This window comes from Haliscomenobacter sp. (assembly GCF_040403615.1).
Taxonomy (GTDB): domain Bacteria; phylum Bacteroidota; class Bacteroidia; order Chitinophagales; family Saprospiraceae; genus Haliscomenobacter.
In genome coordinates this window covers 1-22831 of the sequence record NZ_JBBAKG010000063.1, presented here as the reverse complement: position 1 = coordinate 22831, position 22831 = coordinate 1, and the positions used below count along the sequence as shown (strand labels likewise).

General features: G+C 45.4%; 17 protein-coding genes. 7 read left to right on the top strand and 10 right to left on the bottom strand.

Going from position 1 to position 22831, the window contains the following annotated elements; all coding sequences use genetic code 11:
• Window positions 1–271: 271 nt before the first annotated feature.
• Window positions 272–1798, bottom strand: coding sequence for an AAA-like domain-containing protein (locus tag ABW391_RS18920; protein WP_353483473.1), 1527 nt, complete (start codon window positions 1796–1798; stop codon window positions 272–274).
• A gap of 162 nt (window positions 1799–1960) precedes the next feature.
• On the opposite strand from ABW391_RS18920, the gene ABW391_RS18915 reads away from it, so the two are divergent.
• From ABW391_RS18915 to ABW391_RS18900, 4 genes are all read left to right on the top strand, one after another.
• On the top strand, window positions 1961–2920 hold the full coding sequence (locus tag ABW391_RS18915) for a metallophosphoesterase family protein (RefSeq protein ID WP_353483472.1): 960 nt from the start codon (window positions 1961–1963) through the stop codon (window positions 2918–2920).
• A 164-nt stretch (window positions 2921–3084) separates the two neighbouring features.
• Window positions 3085–3603, top strand: a complete 519-nt coding sequence (gene rpsP / locus ABW391_RS18910; protein ID WP_353483471.1) for a 30S ribosomal protein S16 — start codon at window positions 3085–3087, stop codon at window positions 3601–3603.
• Between the two features lie 254 nt (window positions 3604–3857).
• Window positions 3858–5246 (top strand): hypothetical protein, encoded by a 1389-nt coding sequence (locus tag ABW391_RS18905; RefSeq protein ID WP_353483470.1) that lies wholly within the window; start codon window positions 3858–3860, stop codon window positions 5244–5246.
• Between the two features lie 166 nt (window positions 5247–5412).
• Complete coding sequence (locus tag ABW391_RS18900; RefSeq protein ID WP_353483469.1) at window positions 5413–7602, top strand: bifunctional alpha,alpha-trehalose-phosphate synthase (UDP-forming)/trehalose-phosphatase; 2190 nt, start codon at window positions 5413–5415, stop codon at window positions 7600–7602.
• A gap of 128 nt (window positions 7603–7730) precedes the next feature.
• Here the strand turns inward: ABW391_RS18900 and ABW391_RS18895 are convergent, their stop codons facing one another.
• The 9 genes from ABW391_RS18895 to ABW391_RS18855 all read right to left on the bottom strand — a co-directional run bounded on the left by ABW391_RS18895 (window position 7731) and on the right by ABW391_RS18855 (window position 17712).
• Window positions 7731–8075 (bottom strand): XisI protein, encoded by a 345-nt coding sequence (locus ABW391_RS18895; protein WP_353483468.1) that lies wholly within the window; start codon window positions 8073–8075, stop codon window positions 7731–7733.
• Window positions 8076–8251: 176 nt separating this feature from the next.
• Entirely contained in the window at window positions 8252–9775 is a 1524-nt protein-coding gene (locus tag ABW391_RS18890) for an FMN-binding glutamate synthase family protein (RefSeq protein WP_353483467.1), read from the bottom strand.
• 104 nt (window positions 9776–9879) lie between these two features.
• Complete coding sequence (locus ABW391_RS18885; RefSeq protein WP_353483466.1) at window positions 9880–10584, bottom strand: hypothetical protein; 705 nt, start codon at window positions 10582–10584, stop codon at window positions 9880–9882.
• Window positions 10532–11449, bottom strand: coding sequence for a DUF4249 domain-containing protein (locus tag ABW391_RS18880; protein ID WP_353483465.1), 918 nt, complete (start codon window positions 11447–11449; stop codon window positions 10532–10534). Before ABW391_RS18880 ends, ABW391_RS18885 begins: the two co-directional genes overlap by 53 nt.
• A gap of 4 nt (window positions 11450–11453) precedes the next feature.
• A complete protein-coding gene (locus ABW391_RS18875) occupies window positions 11454–13802 on the bottom strand; it encodes a TonB-dependent receptor (RefSeq protein ID WP_353483464.1) in 2349 nt (782 codons plus the stop codon).
• 94 nt (window positions 13803–13896) lie between these two features.
• The gene (locus ABW391_RS18870) at window positions 13897–14838 is read right to left on the bottom strand and encodes a hypothetical protein (RefSeq protein WP_353483463.1); all 942 of its coding nucleotides are present in this window, start codon (window positions 14836–14838) and stop codon (window positions 13897–13899) included.
• 99 nt (window positions 14839–14937) lie between these two features.
• Window positions 14938–16485: a PKD-like domain-containing protein gene (locus tag ABW391_RS18865; RefSeq protein ID WP_353483462.1), complete on the bottom strand. Its 1548-nt coding sequence runs from the start codon at window positions 16483–16485 to the stop codon at window positions 14938–14940.
• 17 nt (window positions 16486–16502) lie between these two features.
• The gene (locus tag ABW391_RS18860; RefSeq protein WP_353483461.1) at window positions 16503–17258 is read right to left on the bottom strand and encodes a hypothetical protein; all 756 of its coding nucleotides are present in this window, start codon (window positions 17256–17258) and stop codon (window positions 16503–16505) included.
• 202 nt (window positions 17259–17460) lie between these two features.
• The gene (locus ABW391_RS18855) at window positions 17461–17712 is read right to left on the bottom strand and encodes a DNA-binding protein (protein ID WP_353483460.1); all 252 of its coding nucleotides are present in this window, start codon (window positions 17710–17712) and stop codon (window positions 17461–17463) included.
• A gap of 265 nt (window positions 17713–17977) precedes the next feature.
• On the opposite strand from ABW391_RS18855, the gene ABW391_RS18850 reads away from it, so the two are divergent.
• Genes ABW391_RS18850 through ABW391_RS18840 form a run of 3 tightly spaced genes read left to right on the top strand, consistent with a single transcriptional unit; the run spans window position 17978 to window position 22774 of the window.
• On the top strand, window positions 17978–19570 hold the full coding sequence (locus ABW391_RS18850) for an AAA family ATPase (protein WP_353483459.1): 1593 nt from the start codon (window positions 17978–17980) through the stop codon (window positions 19568–19570).
• A gap of 11 nt (window positions 19571–19581) precedes the next feature.
• Window positions 19582–21819 (top strand): PKD domain-containing protein, encoded by a 2238-nt coding sequence (locus tag ABW391_RS18845; protein ID WP_353483458.1) that lies wholly within the window; start codon window positions 19582–19584, stop codon window positions 21817–21819.
• A 58-nt stretch (window positions 21820–21877) separates the two neighbouring features.
• Window positions 21878–22774, top strand: coding sequence for a hypothetical protein (locus ABW391_RS18840; protein WP_353483457.1), 897 nt, complete (start codon window positions 21878–21880; stop codon window positions 22772–22774).
• Window positions 22775–22831 lie beyond the last annotated feature (57 nt).

The following is a 22831-nucleotide window of genomic DNA, read 5'->3' as shown; positions in this document are numbered from 1 at the left end:
TGCTGATTGCTGAAGGCTGACTGCTGATTGCTGATTGCTGAAGGCTGACTGCTGATTGCTGATTGCTGAAGGCTAATTCAAAAAACATGGCAAGAAAAAATACTCCTCCCCCCTCTCCTAGCGCTGCGCCAAAAATGAGCTTTGGCCGCAAGGTGCTGATTTTCTTTATCCTGCTGATTGTCGTTTCTTTTATTCTGGATAAGCTGGGCGTGCCGATAGTACACAGGTCGGAGGATACGAAGCTGTTGGAGCATCCGCATCGGTAGGGATTTCAATCAAAATCCTTATCCTCGTCATAATCCACCAGATAAGTTCGGATTTCAACGCCATTTATTGTCTCCACTTCCTCTTGTACTGGTGGGGGATAACGCAGGTTATTGGGGCAAAAAACGAGGTATACTGCTTGTGCCAAGCCCAGGCGCGAGGCATAATAGGCCAATTGATTTTTGCCTTTTTCAAACTGAGCAAAACCATAATACTTCTTGGCTTCTACGATGAACTCTCTTCCCTTGATATTCAACAACAAATCACTTTTTCCCAATCCAGTGTTGGCCTCTCGGTAACTTTTGCCACCTGTTTGCTGCACAAACGCTGCCAAAAAAGTCTCAAAGCTATAGATCAGTCCAGCCTCTTTGATGCTGGTAAATTTACCTTGTTCATCTTTCTCTCGAAACACGCCAAATCCCCTGCGCTTGGCGTAAACTTTATAGGAATCTATCAACAAGTCCAAATTGAGTTGCCCGTCTGGTAGAAAAAAATCAGCGGCATATATCGTTCCACTGATGCGCTCTTTCTCCCCATTGGTGTAGGGATAAAACACATCGTGCAAGCGTTTCTTGTAGTAAGGCACCCAAAATTGCACATTTCCCCCTTCTCCCTTGCGGATCAAACCATTGGTATGCAATACCTTGATGGCTTCGCGGTCGATGCGGAAAGGAATCTCAACATCCGTAAACAAGAGGGATTCAATAAACGGGCGAAAGGCGCGTGCTTGCTTGAGGATATTGGCAAAGTTTTTGTCGATGGCCTCAGTCAAGTACCATTCCTCCACCGCCAAATAGTCTTGGTAATTGATCAGTGGTTTGTCTTTATTCCGAGTCACCAATTGGTAGGCAAAACCATTGACCAAACCAGGCTGGTTGGCGGTAATGTCACTGATTTTTTGAATGACCACCGGCTCAAAATGCTGCCCGGTTTCCTGTTCGTGTTGCTGCAGGAGTTCTACTGTTTCTGCATCCGTGAAGTAGGGTACATTCAGGTTATCGGCAATGTTGAATGGGCTGGCATTGTCTTCGGCTACCCCAACAATATTGCTTACACCTACCAGGATCACACTTTTTAAACAATGTTCTTGGCGGGAATGGTACAAATTGCGAATGGTGTGTAGGAATTGGCCAAAAAGCTCAGTATTGATTCCCTCTATTTCATCTAAAATGAAGACCATTTTAAATGCAGTGAGTTCGTAATGAATGAAATTCGAAAGATCTGCAAAACTAGTCAGTTTTTCAGGTAACTCAATGTTTGCTTCAGCAAATGCATACCGTAAAATCTGCGAAAATGTTTCAAAGGTGCTTTTTTGAAAATTTTCGAAATTGATCAGGGCAACTCGATAGCCTTTGCTTTGCAGCTTTTTTTTGAGTTGCATAAAATAGGTACTCTTCCCGGTTTGACGCGGTGCCCAAATCGTGAAATACCGATCCCCTTCTACCAGATTTAATCCCGTTTGCAGAAGATCCTCCCGGTATAACGTGTAGTGTTGCTCCGGGAAGTTCGGCCCCGAAGTATTGAAATAACGCATTTGCGGTGTATTTGGGCTAAAAATACAAAAATCTGGTAAGAGCTGAGTGAATAGCTGCTATGCCCGCCAATCTTCACAATAACTTAAACTCCCATTCGCCCCTTTTCCTTTTTTGAATTTTTACTTTTGAAGTCAAAATTACCACCACCTCATCCCTCCGCCATGCAAAGACGCTCCTTCCTCAAAAACACCGCCGCAATCAGCATCCCTTTTCTGGTGGGTTTCCCCTTGGGAAAAGCCCAAAAAATCCGCATCGGCCTGATCGCCGACATCCACAAAGACGCGATGTATGACGCGGATGAGCGTCTGGAAACCTTCCTCAACACCGCTAAAAAACGCAAACCCGATTTCGTGATTCAGATGGGTGATTTTTGCCAACCCATTCCCGCCAACCAGGGTTTTATAGACATCTGGAATGCTTATCCCGGCGCGAAATACCACCTCCTGGGCAACCATGACATGGACGGCGGTGCCACCCGTGAACAAACCAGGGCATTTTATGGCATTCAGCAGAGTTATTATTCTTTTGATTTGAAAGGCTTTCACTTTGTGTTTCTGGATGGCAACGACCCGAACCCCAAACCTTGGGCTGGCTACAACCGGCTACTTGGGCCTGAGCAATTGAGTTGGCTACAAGCGGATTTGGAGCAAACCAAATTGCCTACCTTGATCTTTTCGCACCAGACCTTAGAAGACCCCTTGTATGGAGTATACAATGCCAAAGAGGTACAGCATGTGCTGGAAACCACCAACGAACAAGCCGGATTCACCAAAGTAATTGCCTGTCTGAGTGGACACAACCACACCAACTACCTCACCCAAATCAATGGCATCCATTATTGCCAAATCAACAGTGCCTCCTACCGCTGGGTGGGCGAAAAATACCAACGTGTTCGCTTAAGTGAGGCCATCGACAAGCAATATCCGGTACTCCGCAATACAATCCCCTACAAAGACCCGCTGTTTACTTTCCTCGAAATCGACCCCAAGCGTGGCTTGATTCACCTGGAAGAAAAGGTTACCGAATTTATCGGCCCAGGGCCTGCGGAGATGGGGATTGTGCAGACGAATGCAAATGATCCGATTGAGTGTAAGATTTCGGGATTTGAGATAAACATTTGAACAAGAAGATCTCTATCAAGAAATGCTTTAAAAGCAAATTAATGGTCTACAAAAAAACTTTTGCAAAATCCCAAAACTCCACGTACATTTGCCCCGCTCAAAACCCACCGCTTGATGATCAAGGTAAGTGGGTTATGGTTTAACCTTGTAATTGTTAACCAACAATGGCTGTTAAAATTAGATTGCAGCGCATGGGCCGCAGAAAACGCCCATTCTATCAAATCGTAGTCGCCGACTCTCGTTCTCCTCGCGACGGACGTTTCATCGACAATCTGGGTTCTTACAACCCCATGACCAAGCCAGCCACCATCGAGATCGATCGTGACCGCGCTTATAATTGGGTGACCAAAGGTGCTCAGCCTACCGATACCGTTCGCGCCATCTTGCGTTTCAAAGGGGTGTATTACCGCAAACATTTGATGCGTGGTGTGGAAAAAGGATCTATGACCGTAGAAGAGGCAATGGTGAAATACCAAGCCTGGATTGATGCCAAAGAAACCAAAACAGCTGCTCGCGTAGAGCAAACTGCTGCGGAAAAAGAAGCATTCCGCCTTGCTGTATCCGGCGTAGCCAAAGCTAAGCCAGTTGCAGTTGTGGAAGAACCAGTAGTGGAAGAAGAAGCAACCGATGCTCCAGCAGAGGAAACTCCATCTGAAGAAACCAGCGAAGAAACTGCAGAATAAGCAGTAGGTACAGGGTTCAGTTTCAATGACTGAACCCTATATCAAAATTTTAACCAAGCTCTAAGTAATTTTTGCGTCAGACTAACGCTATTCGCTTGGAGTTTCGCTTTAGAAAAATTATCTTTGCATTATTGTAAAGAAAGGACAAGAAAATTTGTCCAACCGAACAAGGCTATACTTAATCATTAATATATCGCGGACCTGGTAGTGCTTTAAGTTGCACTATCAGGTTTGCCTTTAAAAAGAGCAGGCATATGTACGAACTCGATCAGCAATACTTGGAAGAACTGGAAACCATCGCCTCTGAAATTCAAGAATCTGATGAACTGGCTCGCTACCTGGACAGTGAGGAGGAAGAAGATTTCACGCGCTTGAAGGAGTTGTATGAGCCACGTATCGCCCATCTCTACGAAACGGTGGCCAAAGACAATCCGCTGCAAATCATTCCCTTCGAATTGGTTGTACTCGATTCGGTCTTTGAAGGGTTGTTTTTACCCAAAATCCTGGGCTACTCCGTTTTGCGCGGCGAAGTCAACGAGCAGGTCAAATACGTGCGCCCACAGGAGCACTTCAAAGATATTTTGCTGGCGATTTGCCAATCCACCAATTTTGAAATCCTCAAAAAACGGATTGGACAAACCATTCAGATTGGCTTTGCCCTGAGCAGCGACATCTGGATCACCAACCTGATCAACAGCATCAACAACAAACGCATCCGGTATTACCTGCAAGGGCAAAAACTGGATCGTTACCGCCGCGACAGCGATCGGGCAGTAGGATTGGCGCGCTACCACAACCAGTTTCGCAACGATTTTTACCAAACCGCAGATTTCCCGACTGCTGCTGCTGATTTGCCGGTATTCTTCAATCCGCTCAAGCTTTTCTTGATTCACCGCGCTTCAATCAAGGCCAACAACGCCAGTTTGTTGGAGCCTCTGGACGCATTCATTGCCAATGATGACTTGCAGGGTACTCCCGAGCACATGCAGGTGATGGTGATTTATGCCATGTTTTATGACCTCAATGATGCGAGCCGCAAGCAATTGAGCAACATCTTCAATAAAATTCGGGAAAAAACCCCTGGATTCGGCGAGCGCTTTTTGAATTTTTTGATGGAACTGCACCACCATCCGGTGTTGCAGGTATTGCCAGAATCCGACAAAAAAATGTCGGCCATCGTGGACAAAACCTACAATGATAGGCTGAGCGAATACTACCAACTGTTGGACATCATTCACGATAGTGGCTACATCAGCGATGAAGCACATGAAGCGGTCAAAGTGTTTTACAACAAACACGAAGGGATGTCTACGATCAATGAATGTGTGCGCCAAACAATCTTCCAATATTTCAATCGTTTCATCAGCAATTTGGAAGAACGCAATTATCCAGATTTGTTCGACATTTCGAAGCAATTTGCGATTTACATGCGCATTTTTGTAAATGAGCAATTCAACCAGGGTTTAAAAGACCTTTCCATGGCTTTTGTTTCCCAGGCGCTCACTCGTTTTGTGGACAAACGTGGAAAAGATTACCAAGACATCAAGAAATTTGTCTCTTCGGCCTTCGTAGATTTTGGATTCCTCAAGGAAAAAGAAATCGTAGAAATGTTCAAAACCCGCCGTAAGAAAAAGACTGAATAGTTGAAAAGTTTAGAGTTGAAGGGTTGATAAAATGCAGACCACCTCAAAGTGCTGTGCTTGTCTACAACTCCAAGTATGACGCAAAAAATTACTTCCCGATTTTTTGAGCGGGAAGTAATTTTTTCTGCGTTACCAAGCTTTTCAACTTTAACCATTTCAACTTTTTATGAGCCGCATCGTCATCATATCCAATCGACTTCCGATTACCATCCAGTTGAATGGCAATGGCTTGAATTACAAGCAAAGTGCAGGAGGCTTGGCAACTGGATTAAACTCCCTAGACCGCACGCTGGAAAGAGTTTGGATAGGTTGGCCAGGCGAAGAGATCACCTCGCCTGAGCTGCAGGAGCAAGTACGCGAAGAATTGACGAAGGATGGATTGATCCCGGTTTTTTTGAGCAAAAAAGAAATCGAGCTGTACTACGAAGGGTTCAGCAACAAAACCATCTGGCCACATTTCCATTATTTTACGCAGTATACCACTTACCAGGACGATTATTGGGAAGCTTATTGCCTGGTCAATCAAAAATTTGCGGATGCGCTCCGCCCAATCCTGCGTGCCGATGACCTGATCTGGGTACACGATTACCAACTGATGTTGCTCCCGGCCATGATCCGGGAATTTGCCCCCGAAAATTCCATTGGGTTCTTCCTGCACATCCCTTTTCCTTCTTACGAAATTTTTCGGGTGCTTCCCTGGCGCGAAGCCTTGCTCAAAGGCGTATTGGGCGCCGATCAAATCGGTTTTCACACCTTCGGCTACATGCGCCACTTTTTGAGCGCCGCCTACCGCATCGGAGGGTACGAGCACCTGTATGGCAAGTTGCGGGTAGGCCATCGCCTGATCAACGTAGATGTATTTCCAATGGGAATCGATTACGAAAAATATGCCCATCCCGAGATCGATTTGTATGCCAATGATGATTCCTTCAAAATCAAACAGTTGGCCAAAAATCGGCGCATCATCATTTCCATCGACAGATTGGATTACACCAAGGGCATTCCCCAGCGCATCAAGGCATTTGAGCAGTTTATTGAGCGTTACCCGGAGTATCAGGGCAAAGTCTCGCTGGTGCTCATTGCGGTGCCTTCCCGCTCAAATGTTGACAATTACCGCAAACTCAAACAAAGCGTAGATACGCTGGTGGGTAAAATCAACAGCGCCTATGGCTCGTTTGACTGGATGCCCATTCAGTACCTGTACCGTTCCTTGAACTTCAATGAATTGAGTACCTTGTATCAGGTCGCCGATATTGCCATGATTACCCCCTTGCGCGATGGGATGAATCTGGTGGCCAAAGAGTACGTTGCGGCGAGAAATGACAACAAAAAAGGCGTGCTCATCCTGAGCGAGATGGCCGGCGCAGCAAACGAACTCAGCTCCGCGCTGCTGGTCAACCCGCACGACATCAAAAAGATGGCGGATGCGATCAAGCAAGCCCTGGAAATGAACGAAAACGAGCAGATCTGGCGCATGGAAACCATGCAGCAACACCTTAAACGCTACAATGTACGCCACTGGGCCAATTCTTTTGTAGCCGAACAAAAAAGCCTCATGGAACAACAACAAGCTTTCAACAATATGGTGCTGCTACAAGGTACACACCGGCACAACTTGCTGGAATCCTACCGGAATGCGCAACACCGACTGATCATCCTGGATTACGACGGCACACTAATGTCGTTTCACCCCGATCCGCAAGCTGTTGCCCCGGATACCGAATTGATGCAGGTTTTGAGCCAGTTGAGCGGCATCGTAGGCAACAAACTGGTCATCAACAGTGGTCGGGATCACCAGACGCTACAGGCCTGGCTGGGGCCACTGGGTATCGATATGGCTGGCGAGCACGGGGTGTGGATCAAACGCGATGGGCAGTGGAAGATCAACCCGGGATTGTCCAATACCTGGAAAGCGGACATCCGGCCTGTATTGGAGCATTTGGTGGAACGTACTCCGGGTTCGTTTGTGGAAGAAAAAGACTATTCCCTGGCCTGGCACTACCGCCGCATCGACCGCGATCTGGGCGAAAAACGGGTGCGCGAAATCCGCGATGGCCTCTTGTACATCACCGCCAACCTCGATCTGCAAGTGATGGAAGGCAACAAGGTAGTGGAAGTCAAACACGCCAGCGTGAGCAAGGGCAAAGCTACTCTGGGCTGGCTCAACGAGCAGAAATGGGATTTCATCCTGGCCATCGGCGACGATCGCACCGATGAGGACACCTTTCGGGTCTTGCCGGAAGAGAATGCTTATACCGTAAAAGTGGGACTAGAGCAAAGTGCAGCCAGGTATACCCTGGCCAATGTGGAAGAGGTAAGGGGTTTGTTGGAGGACTTGGTGAAGGCGGCGTTTTAGGAGTTTTCAAACTGACCAATAAGAACCCGAGCCTTGAATCAGCGGGGCAAATTTCACTGACCATCAATTTCAAACTTGCAGAAATTGAAAAATTATTGGGGAAATGATCAAGTCGTGGCTTTTGCAATTTAGGCTACGGCATATCCGGTGTAAGGCCGCTTATATGGCGCATGAAATGCCAATACAATATCTTCTTTAGGAACATGGTGGTCGTCTTCCAAAACACCAACTATGTCGTAATCAGTTGCATCTTCTTGAACCCAGATTTTATCATTGATGATGTCTATATGAAAAACACAATAATGGACGCGTTCCAAACCCTCCCATCCTACTCGGTACAATTGGTAGTGGTGATGCTCAGAATCAAAAATCAGTTGAAAGGACGTATTCGGGCCGTTGACCAATTTCCGCGTAGTTGCGTATTCGGTAATGATCCGTTTGATAATGTCCTCGTAGTGGGTTAATTTATCCATTGCAAAATTATTTTTTCAATGGGATCAAAAATAAGCATGTTCAACTCTGTTTGCATAAACTCCTGAAAATAAGGTTTTTCATTCAATTCATTAAATACATCGATCGGCATTGCAAGATAAGTTAAGCTTTTTTTGGGACTTTTAAGTAGCAAGGATGCTTACAGCTAATGTGAATTTCAAATCAGACTCCCAGTTTCCACATAAGGGTAAATTTCGTCGTAGCGTTTTACTTCGTGCATCAAAACCCTGCGGTATACCAGTCCCCGGTGCAACTGACTGGGGTGTTCCAGGCCGGCAGCACCAAGTAGTTCAACGAATGCCTCTACCGTCTTGCGGTGGTAATTGGCAACCCGGAATTTTTTACTGTCTACGACCAAGCCTTTCATCAATTGCGGATCCTGAGTAGCAACTCCGGTAGGGCAAGTATTCTTATTGCATTCCAGCGCCTGGATGCATCCCAAGGCCAGCATCATGCCCCTTGCACTGTAACAGGCATCGGCACCAAGGGACAAAGCCCTGAAAATACTGAACCCACTGAGGATTTTGCTTGAACCAATGATGCGGATATCCTTGCGCAAATCAAACCCTCGCAAGATGTTGTCAACACCAGCCAGTGCATCGCGGAATGGCATGCCAACGTGATCAGTAAACTCCAAAGGCGCTGCTCCAGTACCTCCCTCTCCTCCGTCTACAGTGATAAAGTCGGGATAAATACCAACTTGACGGATGGTTCTACAAATATCTTTGAACTCTTCCAGGTACCCAACACAGAGCTTGAACCCAACTGGCCGACCACCTGCCAGTTCGCGCATTTGCTGGATGAGTTTCAGCATACCTTCGTAGGTGTCGAAGGCCCGATGATAGGAAGGAGAATCAACTTGAGTGTAAGGTGTAACTTTTCGGATAGCAGCGATTTCCGGGGTGTTTTTTTCTGCGGGCAAAATTCCTCCGTGGCCAGGTTTAGCCCCTTGACTGAGCTTTAATTCAATCATTTTGATCTGTGGATGAGCTACAGTTTGCCGGAACAATTCCGGTGAAAAACCACCGTCATCAGAACGACATCCAAAATAACCAGTTCCAACCTGATAGATCAAATCTCCTCCGCCTTCAAGATGGTATGGACTGATGCCGCCCTCACCCGTATTGTGCGCAAAGCCTCCCATTTGTGCGCCATAATTGAGAGCGAGTACTGCAACTTTGCTCAAGGAGCCATAACTCATGGCACTGATGTTAAAAATACTTAGGTCGTAGGGTTGACTGCACTGTGGCCCACCTATGCGCACCCGAGGGTCGTGATTGAGCACGTGTGAATCTTTGGGCCTGATGCTGTGGGCCATCCATTCGTAACCTTCGGCATATACATCCAGCTGGGTTCCAAAAGGAGCGGTATCTATCTCTTTTTTGGCACGTTGATAAACCAGGGAACGTTTGTCTCGGTTGATGGGGGTACCATCGGTATCTGACTCAATAAAATATTGATAGATTTTTGGGCGCATCCAATCTGCCATATAGCGGCCATGGCCTATCACCGGGAAGTTGCGCAAAAGGGCATGACTCGGCTGGAACATGTCGCGGAAGCCTATCACCGCAAGTGGTACGATTAAAACCAATAACCAAAAAAAATGTGGAGAAACGACAAACCCCAAAAGGAAGGTAACCGCAAAAGCAGCCAGGATGTAAATTAGGAATTGGGCGCGCATGAGCAGAGTTGAAATTGATGAACTTTGTTTAAGTGCCTAAAAATAGCAAAAGAGGATTAACTCAAGGTTAAATGATTAAACGTTGCGCTGTTTCCTTTTGTTTTTCAAAATCTCAGACCTATCTGCCCGAAAAAAATGGAATTCGGGTCAGGCTCACTAATCATTCGAATCCCGGTAGCAAAATGGTATCGATCCAAGCTGAGCTGAAGTTTTGCACTGATAAAAGTGCTTAGTTTGAATCCTTTATACGTTTCTTGATAAATTACGGATATCGGGGTTCCGTCTTTGGTTAAGTAATCCCTTCGATACCTATCTCTAGCACTGGATATGTATTTGGGAGCTAAACCTCCTTCTAACTTCAAGGCAAATTTTTCTCCAATACGAATAGGCTTGACGCCAATACCCGCAAGCGAATAAAACACGGTGACACTGTATTTACCAAGGGGATCAATGGGTGTTGAAAAATTACTGGCATGTGTAACGCCCGAACCTACATTAAAATCCAACCATTTGGATAAATCGCGGGTGTATACCACTGCAGTGCCAAAGCCCCGATAATCACCTTTGCCAAAGATCACCGCCCCGCCTTCTAGTAGGATGGTGTTTTTTAAGGGTTTAGTCACCTGAGCAATGATCTGGAATGGGAATGCTAGCGCGAATAAGCATAAAAGGGTTGAGGTTTTCATAAATGCTGATTTTTGAGTTACACTGCCCACTGCCAAGTTTTGCGTATAGGCATCTACAAAACTAAGCTTCTCAACGAATCGCAAAAACATATTTCGCGTAGTTAAACGCTTTGAATATGCCATAGCCACCTTGGATATTGGAATGAAGGGGTTCTGGATCAGAAAAAGCAAGGGAGAAGTCTTCTGGGATGTTTCCGGTGCGTTGATAAAGAAAGTAATCTTCCGTGACGCTGTACAGTCGGGTCTCTATAAAATCAGTCGGGAATCTTTCAAAATCGCCAGACTCCTTTACTAAAGTCACGTCTCTAATTTCAATTTCAAAGTCAAAAAGTACTTTTTGGCCATTGAAGCAAACATCTTTCAAATAGAGGGATTGCCTGGCGTTTATTGCTTCACACAACTCGCTGAATTTATCGTCATGAAGCTCTACAAACGGTTGAACTATGGCAGCGGTGAGTCGAGAGCGACCAATTGCCTGCACTTTGTAAAAATTAACCACTTTTTCATCTTCCAGGGTAAATCGAATGGCGTACAAAGGTAGATTGTTGATTGATTTCCGATCCAGCAGAGCGATGTGGGCGTTTTCAACTTTGGGAGCAAGTGGAACGCTTACCGATGCTGATTTCACCAAACCATAAGTCTTCTGCCTGACCTCTAAGCGATAACTCAAACCTGGCTTTGGCTGAAGGCCGAACGATGGCTTGTAAAGTCCCTGACCTTGATAACTCAAACTACCCAACAGTTGATCTTCTTCAAAAACCTCTACTTTAGCATCAGTAATCCACAACTGCTCTATAGGAACAAGTTTGCCACTGGGGGGACTAGCGTGAGATACCTGCACCACCAAACCTTCCTGAGGGCTGATTTCAGCATTGACCGTCATTTTGGGCTCAAATCCATCGAAGGTGTATTTATAATCCTTATCACAAGAAAAGAATGCAAAGCCCCAAAACAGCAATAAACCTAAGACAGACAGATTGTTTTTCATTGGATTAGAATTTTTTCGCCCAGGTTAAATAAGGCACAAATCTGAATAAAGTGCGTTGGCCAAAATTTCCCTCAATCACACGCCTTCCATCCTGATTATAAGAGAAGGCAGTATAATCAACGTAATAAGGATTGAGCCTCCCATATGCATTGTACATCCCGAAAGACCAAGTTTGAGCCTCGCCACTCCGTTTGTTCTCGGTAGTATGACTGAGGCCAATGTCCAGGCGGTGGTAGTCTGGCATACGCCGATTATTGCGTCCGCCAAAAACAAATCTAGGCACAAGTGATTCGTTTAAAGTCAGTTGAATCGCCACTGGCAAAGTCACCGCCGCTCCGGTTTGGTATTCAAAAGTACCGGCAATTTTCCAGCCATTGTTGAGTGGATATTGTGCGGTAAGGGCAAAATCATGCCGCCGATCATAACGAAAAGGATACCACTGGTTTTGGTTTACTCCCGGAGTTTGGCGATCCGTTTTAGACCAGGTGTAACTCAATGATCCGGTCAATTTTCCTTTGGTTTTGTTCACAGAAAACTCTGCCCCATAAGAGCGCCCCCGGCCTTCGCCATTCACCAGGTTTTGCCAGGGCTGGCCACTCACTTCAAAATAATCCAATCCTTGGCGGTAGTCGATCAGATTTCGCATTTCCTTGTAGTACCCCTCCAAACCCAACTCCAAACCCAATCGGCGATGCTGCCAGCGGTAGCCTCCGCCCACTTGCCAGCTCTGCTCGGGGCCAAATTGGGCTGTGGCCGGGATCCACACGTCGTTGGGCAAGCCCGCGCCATTGGTAGAAAGCAAATGAATAGGTTGACTCATGCGGCTGAACGAAAGCTGAACCGCCTCCTGGCTGCTGCGCCAACTGTAATTCAACTTGAGGCGCGGTTCAAGGTATGAATATTGTTTTTCCTGGGTGAAATATTGATTGAAACGAAGACCCGTTTCCAGCATCAGCCCTTTAAAAGGTCTAAACTGTTGGCTCAAATAAGCACCCAAATTATTCAGTTGAGTCCCTCTTTGAGTTGTACTGTCTGCACCTAAAAATTGGCTTTCGCCACTGTAATTGGTTCTTCCAGGACGCAAGTATTGATTGTTCAAATCAATGCCTGCATTGAAACTGAATGCTGGTGAAACATGCCAATTCAAATCACTTCGCCCCGCAAAATCCCGCACTGAAGAGGCATTGATGAAACTTGATTTGCCATCACTGCTATTGAAACGATTGATCAAGCGGTAATTGTAGTAATTGTAATTGACTACGTTTTGCAGAAACAGGGACTTGCCCAGTGCTTTGGTATGGCGTAAGGCGAGCGTGGCATTGCCCCAGTCCAATCCAAAGTCATAACTGTCTTCTGAAGCGCGTTGGCGCACCGCCCAGGTATCATACCCATTAAAAAAACTCAAGGAAATTTTTTCCCGTTCGCTGATTTCATGGGTCAATTTCAGGTTGACATCGTACATCCAGTAGGAATTGAGTTCGTCCCGTTTTCCACTGCGGTATTGGATGGCAGCAGGTAAAGCAATCAAACTCAGATAGGAAGTACGTACGGCCGCCATGTAGGAGGTCTTTTGCTTTTTAAGGGGGCCTTCAGCAAAAAAACGAGAGCTAATTATTCCAATCGATAATTCTTTGCGGTGTTTTTCCTGGTTGCCATCTTTCATGGTGACATCCACTACCGAGGACAAACGACCGGCATACCGAGCCGGAAAACCATCGCGGATCAGGTTGACACTTTTTACCGCATCGGGATTGAATGCCGACAGGAATCCAAATAAATGCGCTGTATTGTAAATGGTAGTGCCATCCAGTAAGATCAGGTTTTGCCCCGGAGTGCCGCCTCGCACAAACAAACCCGTGGAACCTTCTGCCCCACCCTGAACTCCTGGCGTCAATTGCAGGGCGCGCATGACGTCGCTTTCTCCCAACAACGCTGGAATACTTTCGATCTGTTGGCCACTGAGTGTAGTGCTTCCAAATTGTTCCCTCGCCAGGGCGGGCGCATCGGCAACGATGGTTACCTCCTGTAAAACTGCGGAGGACGACAACACAAGATTGAGCAGCGTATCTCGCTGCATGGACAGGGGCACTTTGAGCGACTGATAGCCTACAAAGCTGACGATCAGCGTATCTTTTTGCTGTAGTGGCGCACTGATGATGAAGTAGCCATCAGTGTTGGTAGAGCTACCGGTTTGTTGTTTTTGTAGCCACATGTTAGCGCCTACCAAGGGTTCTTTGCTGCCTTGTTCTTTGATGTAGCCGCTGAGGTTGACCCTAGTCTTTTGAGCAAATAGCCCAAAACTGAAGATTAATAAAAACGGCAATAGGAAGTGCGGGTGTCGAAGTTTTTGCATGAATTGGAGGTTTGAAGAAAAGAGCGGAGAAAGTTATAGATGGTTGGTCTATAATCTTCTCCGCTAGTATTTTGTTTCAATTTACTTGAAAGGGCTATTCAGACCAACCATTCGTAATTGGACAACTGTAACTCCCCCCACCTTGAGTCATACTATGAGTAGAGCTCATTGAAAAACTAATCTGCCGATTAATGCTCGGAACAGTTCTCTCCGAAGCTATTATATCAACTTTACTATCAGAATTATTGGTAGTTGTTGAAAAATTCCATGAATCAACATTTTGAACCAACGGGTTACTAGAAGTTCCTGAAGTTGAAACACTTATTGAAGTGGCGTTTTCTCTGAACCAAATGCTAAACGCTCCTCTTCTGTAATGTACAGACTCGGCAAACATGTAAAAATTAGTACTCGATCCAGATCTGCCATTGCGGCCTTTTAATTTGTACTTGTTGCTATCATAGTAACTCTCACAATCTTCTTGGAGGTTCCTCAACCTAGAGTTAGAAGACTCGTATTTCAGTTCTTGGGAGTAAATTCCTGGAATAGTATTCAAATTGGCAACCTCACCCAAGTGCCGCACATGAAACTTATAAAGCATCGTACGGGTTGACTTGTAGATCGTATCGCCAATCTGGAATATTCCATCTCGGTTATTCACGCGTGGATACATAAAACCAAAGGCGTTTTCTTCAACATAAGTGTCTTTTCCATCTCTTTCCAAAGTGACAATGCCTGGGTAAGCATTCAGTACTTGATCCACTGGAAGCTGACTGTACTGTTCAAAGTCAATTTGATCAAATAATTTTCGGATAGAAATGAACCCTTTGGTTTCATCCAGTAGTTCCTGTGCTTGCGCCTGATCTGCAACAAAAAGATTACGGAGTTCTAAATAATCTTTTTCAGCGGCAAATACCAAACGACCATCCTGAACTTTAAAGGCTGGTGTTTTTAGTGTTTTTTGCTCCAGTTGCTCTTTTGCACAACTGCCAAGCAAAAAAACGAGGGCTAGACAGCCCAAAACTCGAAGATTTTTCATACGTTTGTACAATTAATATAGTTAATAAATGGGCTTTTGCCGTCGTGTTGCTAGCGCGGCATTAGCCTTTTTTCACACTTAAATTATTGTTGGGTTTGATCAACGCAGGATGACAAGTTCACTAAATCTTTGGTAGTTGTTATTTTCTCCAAAGCTCAATACAACATAATACAAGCCACGCTCCAGCGTACTTACATCAAAAGAAACCAAATTACTGCTGTCAAAATATTTAGTGCTTTTTGCGCCATTTACGTCAAAATTGCGGGCAACCTTAGACTGGATAGCACTGATTAAGCTCAAAGAATTGAGCGTTTTTGCTTTTTCTTTGTCTAGTTCAATAGCAATAGTTGTTGTAGTTGGGTTGGGACTACTCATCCGAAAAAAGCCACCGCCTCCGCTTACTTGTAATGGCACGATCACATCATTGCCTTGACCACAGCGATTGGCTGTGCGAATACGAATAGACATAGAGCTACTGGTGGAAGTATTTCCAGCATTGCAATGGTCAAAAGTGATACCATTGTAAGAGTATCCACAACTGCAATAACCTGGATAGAAATAACCACTGCCTCCAAAAAGATCCCATTTGTAAGATTGGCAAGAACCTCCCCCTTGAATGCTGATGTAAGAGCTACCACTGGTATAATTGGGGTAATAGTTGGGATGCCCATCCACCAAAACCTCTGAACCTGCCACTTGAGGAGTGTTAGCGTAAATTTTCCAGGTACGATTTTTAGACACACCACAAGCATTAGATGCTACAAGCATCAGAGTTCCATTAGAAGAACCACTAACTGTTACTATAGATTGATTACTTGCACCAGTAATGGACGTACCTCCGGTAGTACTCCAGCTATAAATGGTAGCATTTGTTGTAGAAGTTCCTGACAATTGTCTGGTTTCACTGTTACAAAGTGGTTTGTCATCCGGGGCCCAACTTACACTGGTAATGATTGCATCTGTAACCCTTGGCCGTGTGATGTTCACGGAATAACTTCGAGCAACATTCCCATCCGTTCTTTTCGCTGAAACTGAAATCACCCCATCATTTGCTCCCGAATTTGGAGTAACTGAAATCGAATTGGTGGTAGATGAGCCTGTCCAACCATTTGGCAAAGACCATACATAGGATACTCCCACCCCAGGATCAGTAGTAGGCGTTGGTACACTGATAGTAAGCCCACTTGTTCCGCATGGCAATAAGGTTGTCCCTCCATTGCTAGGACTACTTGGGCTAGCTCCGGGGATGGTCATTGAAGTAATTGGCCCAATGTGCTTGACTACTACTACATCTTCATCTGAAACAATCTTATTGGGTTGGCCAGACTTAGTATAAGTAACGGTCACTTTGATGGTTCTAGTAGGGGAATTTACTGAGTTATTCCACTGTAGTGTATAGAATGGAGTGCCTTGGCCAATTCCACAGCAGGAGGTACCTGAAGTTGCAGCCCAAAAAATATTGCTAACCCAACCATTTGCTGTTGTGTAAGCTCCATTATTAATAGTAGCCGAATAGCTAGAACTAATTGGTGAAGGATCGGTAGAAAAACAACTACCCGATCCACAGCTTATAGTGACTGTGGGGTTTTGACCATGTGAGATAAAACCGACGAAAAGCATAGCTAATACAAGAATTTGTTTTTTCATCTCTTGTTGTTTAAGATTTAAAAATGGTAATTAAAAGCCAGTTGCATTACCGGACTAAACCCTAATTGAAAATCCTCATATTCCCTCATTGTGCCTGGCCCCGCAATGATTCCATTTCCGACGGTTTCATTATGAAGGCCTGCAAACAAAAAATGGTTTACTTTGGAAAAAGAAGCTTGATAAAAAAAGCCACCTTCAAGAGAAACCGAAAAGATAGTATTAATAAAATACTGAATTCCAATACCTTGTCTCCCCCCTACCGTAAGAGTTTTGCGTTGATCATAATCCGCTGCAACGATATAATCGCCCAAGCGCATCATAACAATGGGAAAATAAACGCCATCTGGAACATCAGGCTTTTCCAAGTGATACTTAACATAGGCATCACTTGCTCCATACCAAAAAAACCTTGAATTAGGATTTCGTTTACCAATCCTATATTGAATTCCCAATGAAGTACTTAGGTACATTTTGGTATCAATCAAAGTATACCTGTACGAAAATGAATGAATCGTATCGAAATAAGGATGTGTATATTCGAAATGTTCGCTACTTAAGCTATACATTCCGCTTAATCCAAATCGCAACCCAATCTTGGAGGAAAGATGTTTTTTCAAAATAATAGTATAGGGTTCATCTTTCAAGTTCAGTGGACGCAAACCAATTCCAATCTCCCAATTGCCTTGTTGTGCACTGGAAGTAAAAAGGGTTATCAACAGAAAATACAGAGTAGTGATGGCCTTGAGCCATGTCGTTGGAATGACCTTTTTCATTGCATTTGAATTTTGTACGAAAGATTGATGTATATTTCGGTCGGATGAATTCGCATGCAGAAAAGGCCAAAACCTGTGCTGTAATTTTGTCACTGCCTTTATGGGCCCAATAAAAGCCGTGACATGATCATTAATGATGTTTCAAAATTACTTTGAGGACTTGCAAAAATTCTGCAATCACAACGTTTTTCTTAAAATAATTTCAGCTATCGTATTTATTGGCCTGAAGTAAATTTTTGAAATCTAATTCAATCTCATTTGCGTAGAAATAGCTGCTTCGAAGCTTACAGTACTCAATTTTCGCACCAAATTCTTTAAGATTCTCTAGTAAATTGTAAACGTTGCGAGGTGATGTTCCCAATCTTGATGCCAAAGCCTGGTAATTCCCAGTCCCTTTGCGGCGAATCAGGCTGTCGAGCCGATCCAGTAGTTGCAGTTGCTCTATCAATTTCATAAGCGTTCTATAAATTAAGTAATTATGAATAATGCATGACATTATAAGGTGTTATTGACACACAATAACACTACACAACACACTTTAAGTCCCTCCTAATTTTATTGATTTTGTTACAACACTGTTATGTATGCAAATGTAGTGCAAAAAAAAAACAATTTCCAACCGTAGTGTCCATTTTTTTCTCACCAAACTAAAGTTACCTGTGGCACTTCAACACAACTGAAAAACACATTTTCCTGCCAACATTTCGTAAATTAGCCCCATGAGAAAGTTTTTCAACACGACCGGATTGTGCAATCCCAAGGATCACTACATGGTTGATCCCTTTCGGGGCATTTACGATAAGGTGTACGATCTGATCGAAAAACAGCAATATTTTGTCATCCATGCTCCGCGTCAAACTGGGAAAACGACCTTTTTGCACCAGTTGGCGCACCGACTCAATCGGGAAGGCAAGTACCTGACTACGGTTTGTTCTCTAGAAGGCGCAAGCTACCAAAGCATTGGAGTTGAAGCTGCTAGTGAAGCGTTAATTAGCTCCATGTACTTAACGGCTAAGGTTTTTCTGACCGGTAGCGAGATGCCCCCAAATCCAAAAAACTATATTGCCAGCGCAAATCTTTTCCGAGAATACCTATCGGATTGGTCAGCTGCGCAAAGCAAGACGATAGTTTTGCTCATTGATGAAATTGATTCATTGTATGATGATGTACTTGTTTCGATTTTGCGCCAGTTACGCGATGGTTTTCAAACTCGTCCCACTGGTTTTCCTCAATCCATTGCTTTAGTAGGCCTACGCGACATCCGGGAATACAAGCAAAAAGCTCGAGGTGACAATCCATCCATCGGCACTGGCTCTCCATTCAATGTCAAAGCCAAGTCGTTCTTGTTGCCTGTTTTTTCTAAAACAGATGTAACAAACTTGTTGGAACAACATACCGAAAATGCAGGCCAGGAGTTTCCAGCAGAGGTACAGGCCAAGTTGTATGAATTTTCTGGAGGCCAACCTTGGTTGACCAATGCATTGGCCAATGAAATTGTGAGTGGAATCCTCAATGACGATTACACCAAACCGATCACCCTGGACTTGGTCGAAACTGCTAAAGAAAACCTCATCGCAGCTCGCCAAACACATCTTGATAGTTTGGCCGATAAGCTCAAAGAAGATCGGGTACGCAAGATCGTTACGGCGATTGTAGGTGGAGATGACTTGTTTAGCGATGACTGGGACGACAACATGCGTTATTGCCTCGATTTGGGCATCGTCAAAGCCGAAAATGGCAACATCACTTTTGCCAACCCCATTTACCGCGAAATCATCACGCGGGTACTTAACAGTAGCTTTCAAGGCGGTTTTACTGGCAAAGAAGAATACACTGCGCCGCTTTTTGTTCGTGCAAATGGATCGCTTGACATGGACAAATTGCTCCGCGCCTTCCAACAATTTTACCGCGAAAACTCCGAACATTGGCTGGGGCGTTTCCAATACAAGGAAGCCGGGCATCAATTGTTGTTGATGGCTTTTTTACAACGCATCATCAACGGTTCGACTTCGCTCACCGCAAGCGATGGCGGCCGCATCGAACGCGAAATGGCCGTGGGCAGTGGGCGTACAGATCTGGCTATCTACTGGAAGAACGAAGTTCACGTCATCGAAATGAAGCTCAAACGCAACCCCCAAGCCCTGCCCAAAGGCCGCACTCAACTGAAACGTTACCTGGATACGCTCGGTCAACAACGGGGCTATTTGGTATTGTTTGAATTAAAACCGTCAACTGAAATCTCCTGGGAGGATCGGATCAAATGGACGGCGGAGGAGTTTGAAGGAAAAGAACTGGTGGTAGTGGAAATGTAAAAAGTAAATTCATGGCTAAAAAAACACTACTCCTACTTTTAACCTGCTTCGGATTCCTTTCCCTGGAAGCCCGCCACATCATTGGGGGTGCCATGAGTTACAAATGCCTGGGCAAGGGGGATTACGAGTTTACGCTGCGGATGTACCGGGATTGCAATTGCATTGGTTGTCCGCCACTGGACGTTGAGGCATCCATCGGCATTTACCGCTGCAATAGCCCAGAGCAGTGTGGCAACCAAGCCAGCGCCATTGGCAGTCTGAACGTACCCAGAACCAGCATTCGCAATATCCCGCCACCGGAATACCCTTGTTTGGTACCTCCGGATGTATGCGTAGAAGAAGGAATTTACATTTTCAGATTCAATCTGCCCTTATCTGATCTAAGCTATCATGTATCTTATCAGCGTTGCTGTCGGGATGAAACCATGACCAACATCAGTTTGGCGGGATCAACGGGCGTAACCTACACCATAGAAATTACTCCTGAAGCCCAAAAGGTATGCAACAATAGTCCAGAATTCTCCATAATCCCACCCACTGTAATCTGCTCCAATGTCACTTTGTACTACGAACACAAGGCGATAGAAACCGATGGCGACAGCCTCGTTTATGAGCTTTGTGCACCATTGGCAGGGGCAGGTAATTTCAACGGGCAGGGTGCATTTTCTTGTTCTGGCACCTCCCCTCGGCCAGCTTGTCCTCCTCCTTATGCAGCGTTGAATTATCGGTTTCCCTACTCCGCACAGTCGCCGGTAGCTGGTGATCCGCCTTTGATCATCGATCCTCAAACCGGGCTCATTACGCTGTATCCCAGCGCCATCGGACGTTTTGCGGTAGGGGTATGTGTACGCGAGTATCGAAAAGGCGTTTTATTGGGAAAAATTTTCCGTGATTTTCAATTCAACATCACCAATGGGTGTAGTCCAAAGCTCAGCCCTGATGTGAAGGAAGATTTGAAAATAGACGAGAAAGAATTCCTGGTTCGCTCTTGTGGCAGCAAGTTGGTGCACCTCATCAACGAAAGTACCCCCGTAGAAGTGATCAAACAAGTGCGCTGGAATTTTGATTTAAAAACCGGCAAAACCGCCCAAAGCTTTGATTGGAACCCATTCATTCAGTTTCCAGATACGGGCCGTTACCAAGGCAAACTAATTCTGAATCAAGGTTTTGAATGCGCCGATTCGGCCAAGATCTGGGTGCATATTTTGCCGCTGCTGCAAGCCGATTTTTCATTTGCCTACGATACTTGCACCGCCAGTGCAGTCAAATTTACCGATCGATCGACCGCCAATTCAAAATTCATTCGCGAATGGACCTGGAATCTGGACGACAAAGCCATTAGCAAAGTGCCCAATCCCAGCTATCGCTACCTCCGTCCAGGGGTCAAAGTGGTCAGCTTGACGGTGCGCGACACCAACCAGTGTGTTTCTACACTGAGCAAATCCTTGCGGTATTTCCCGGTTCCGCCCTTGTTGGTGGTTGCGCCAGATGAAGTAGAGCGTTGTGAACCGGGGCGGGTTGTTTTTCAAAACCTGTCCTCCCCTATCGATACGACTTACAAAGTTGAATGGAAATTTGGAGATGGGGGCGTTTCCAAACAGATCAGTCCAACCCATGTGTACAACAATGATGGGTTGTATTCGGTATCGCTCAAACTGGTGTCCCCGATTGGTTGCCTGACCGATACCTTGTTTAAAAATTTGATCCTCGTCAAACCTACGCCCAAAGCAGCCTTTGTTATTGATCCCCCAGAGGTAAGCAATGTATTTCCTGATTTTCAGCTGGTAGATCAATCCAAAGATGCCGTAAGCTGGCTGTGGCAGTTTGGCGATGGGCGGGAATACACCGATCACAATCCCTCGGCTTCGGCACCCGAATTGGGCACCCTTTCCATTACCCAGTTTGCGTACAACAATTTTGGGTGTCAGGACAGTGTGGTGAAAATTCTCAAAACCTATCCCGAAGTGCGGTATTTTTTGCCCAATGCTTTTACCCCCAATGGCGATTCGGTCAATGACGAATTGCGCGCAGTAGGAGTTTTTGAAGGCATGCGCAGTTTCAACATCAACGTGTGGAACCGCTGGGGCGAAATGGTGTACCAGTCTATCAATCCTGAGGAGACCTGGAATGGTCAAAAATTCAATCAGGGAATACCTCTACCAGTGGGTGTTTACACCGTATTGGTGACTTACCTGAATCCTAAAGAAGAGCGAAAAGAATACCGAGGCTTTGTGACTTTGATCCGCTAATTCATCCTGCAATAATCACTTATATCAACCATTAGCATATTTCTACAATCCTTTAGCCATGAAAAACAATCTATTCCTCCTGTTCATCATCGGGTTGATGTTGCACAGTTGCGCTCAATTGAATTACCTCGACCAAGCCCAAAATGCTTTTTCTCAAGGTGCGGCGCTGGAAAGCAACCGCGTTTTTGGAGAACAAGCTGTACTGGATCAACCCAATGCTGCGGGCGCTCAGGCCATGAGTTTTGCTACACCCGACTTGTTTTACCAGCAAGCATTTGCGCAAGTCAACAAAGCCCTCGAAAGCGAAAGCAAACTCAAAGCCGATGGGGTTTTGGGCAATGCCCATTCCCTGCGTGCATTGAGTGCCTGGAAACTGGGACTCTACCAACAAGCTACAGAAAGCGCTCTGGCGGCTAAAATTGCGCTAAAAGACACTGACGTACCCCTCCCCCGAGAAGCGGCCATGATGACGGCGCTAGAGGGTTTGATCCTCGCCGATCAAGCTTATGTCGCCATTCAAAAGCTCAAACAGGAAAATCAAAACCGCAGCACCAGCCCCAGTGCGGCAGAAGCGATGAGCTTAATGGAAAAGATCAAGAAGCACTACGAAGAAAACATTGTCCATTCAAGCGGAGCGGGAAGAATTGAAAAAGCTTTGTCTGTAATCGATCAAGCCAAAAGAGAAATCCCCGAGCGAGCCGATATCCAAACCTATTTCGTGATGTCGCAATTGGCTGCCCTGAAGTCCTGGTTGGATGAACTTGACCACATTTACGGCTTGCTCAAGGTTTTTGGCTATGCCAATACCAACAATGATTTAAAGCGCTGGTTTGATCAGGAAAACGACCGCTACGCCCAAAAACGCGATGGATACATGGCACAGTTGGCGCCATTGCTGAGCAAGCAAAAGGAAAATGTATTGTACAAAAGGTGGGAAGAATGGTTGTATAACTAGTAGCAGAAGCCCTGTGTGGCTTCTAATTTGGCAGAAGCCCTGTGTGGCTTCTAATTT